This is a genomic window from Dietzia aerolata, assembly GCF_014144865.1.
Lineage (GTDB): Bacteria > Actinomycetota > Actinomycetes > Mycobacteriales > Mycobacteriaceae > Dietzia > Dietzia aerolata.
In genome coordinates, this window is the sequence record NZ_JAALDM010000305.1 from 1 (window position 1) to 1,671 (window position 1,671).

Genomic DNA, 1,671 nt, shown 5'->3' on the forward strand with positions numbered 1-1,671 from the left:
GCGCCGCGCCTGCGGTGGCGGCCTCGAGGGCGGACCTCGCGCGGCCGGGACGTGGTGCGTCGGGTGCGGCGCCGCGCCGGGACATGACCCGCCTGACGACGACGAGGACAGCAACCGCGAGTAGGCCGGCCACCACCATGGCGGGCGTCAAGAGGTCGGACTCCGGTCCGAGGACAATCCGGATGGTGGCCACGACCATCACCCAGGCCAGTGAGACGGGGATGAGGACCTTCCATCCGAAGGCCATGAACTGGTCGTAGCGCAGGCGCGGGAGGGTGGCGCGCAGCCACATGAAGACGAACAGGAAGCCCCACACCTTGATGACGAACCACAGCAGTGCCCACCAGCCGGAGTCGGCGCCGGGGATCAGCGAGAACGGCAGTGGGGCGCGCCAGCCGCCGAGGAACAGGGTGGCGGCCAGTGCCGAGACGGTGGTCATGTTGACGTACTCGGCGAGCATGAACATCGCGAATCGCAGTGATGAGTACTCGGTGTGGAAGCCGCCCACGAGTTCGCCCTCGGCCTCGGGCAGGTCGAAGGGGGCGCGGTTGGTCTCGCCGACCATCGAGATGACGTAGATGCAGAACGACGGCAGCAGCAGGAATACGAACCACACCTGCGACTGGGCCTCGACGATCCCCGAGGTGGACATGGTGCCCGCGAACAGGAACACCCCCACGAATGACAGGGCCATGCCTATCTCGTAGCTGATCACCTGCGCGGTCGAGCGCAGGCCGCCCAGCAGCGGGTACGTCGAGCCGGACGACCAGCCGGCGAGGACGATGCCGTACACGCCGATCGAGGTGACGGCGAGGATGTAGAGCACTCCTACGTGCAGGTCGGTCAGTTGCAGCGGGGTCCAACGGCCGAAGATCGACACCTCCGGCCCGAACGGGATGACCGCGAACGCCATGAACGCCGGGATCACCGCGATGACCGGGGCGAGCATGAAGATCGGCTTGTCGACGCCCTTGGGCAGGATGCCTTCCTTGAGAGCGATCTTCACGCCGTCGGCCAGCGACTGCAGGATGCCCATGGGGCCGACCCGGTTGGGGCCGATGCGCATCTGCATCCAGGCCAGGATCTTGCGCTCGAGGTAAATCGCGGCGAGCACGGTCACCACGAGGAACAGGAACACGCCGAGGACCTTGAGCAGCGCGAGCCACCACGGGTCGACGCCGAAGCCGGTCAGGTCGGCGCCGGTCGTCGCGAGGTCGGCGCTGCTGGCGGCGAACAGCTGTGTGGAGGTCACGGCGCTCCCTCCCCGTCCGTGCGATTCGCAGCCGCGGCGGCGGGCTCAGCCTCCGACGGCTCCCCGGCGGCGATGGCCACGATGTCGCCTGCAGCCGCAGCGAGCGTGACGCCCACCGCCGAGCCCGGCGAGTTCTGCGGCACCCACACCACCCGCTCCGGCATGTCGGTGACCTCAAGCGGCAGGGTGATCGCACCACGCTCGGTCGACACGGTGACCACTTGGCCGTCGACCGCCCCGATCTCAGCGGCAGTGCCGGCGGACATCCGCGCGACCGGGCGCCGGGCAGTACCCGCCAGGTGTGGCTCGCCGTCCTGCAGGCGACCGTCATCCAGCAGCATCCGCCACGTCGCCAACACGGCCTGCCCCTGCTGGGCAGAGCTCCCGACACCCGCAGCCGCTCCCCCCGATGGCGTCTC

At 69.2% G+C, this 1,671-nt stretch carries 2 protein-coding genes; both read right to left on the bottom strand.

Going from position 1 to position 1,671, the window contains the following annotated elements:
• Positions 1 to 1,192 (bottom strand): NADH-quinone oxidoreductase subunit NuoH (nuoH, locus tag G6016_RS15460; RefSeq protein WP_182633500.1); only part of this gene is annotated, 1,192 nt, incomplete at its 3' end.
• Positions 1,193 to 1,248: 56 nt separating this feature from the next.
• The coding region (locus tag G6016_RS15465; protein WP_277815172.1) for a molybdopterin dinucleotide binding domain-containing protein at positions 1,249 to 1,671 on the bottom strand (423 nt) is incomplete at its 5' end.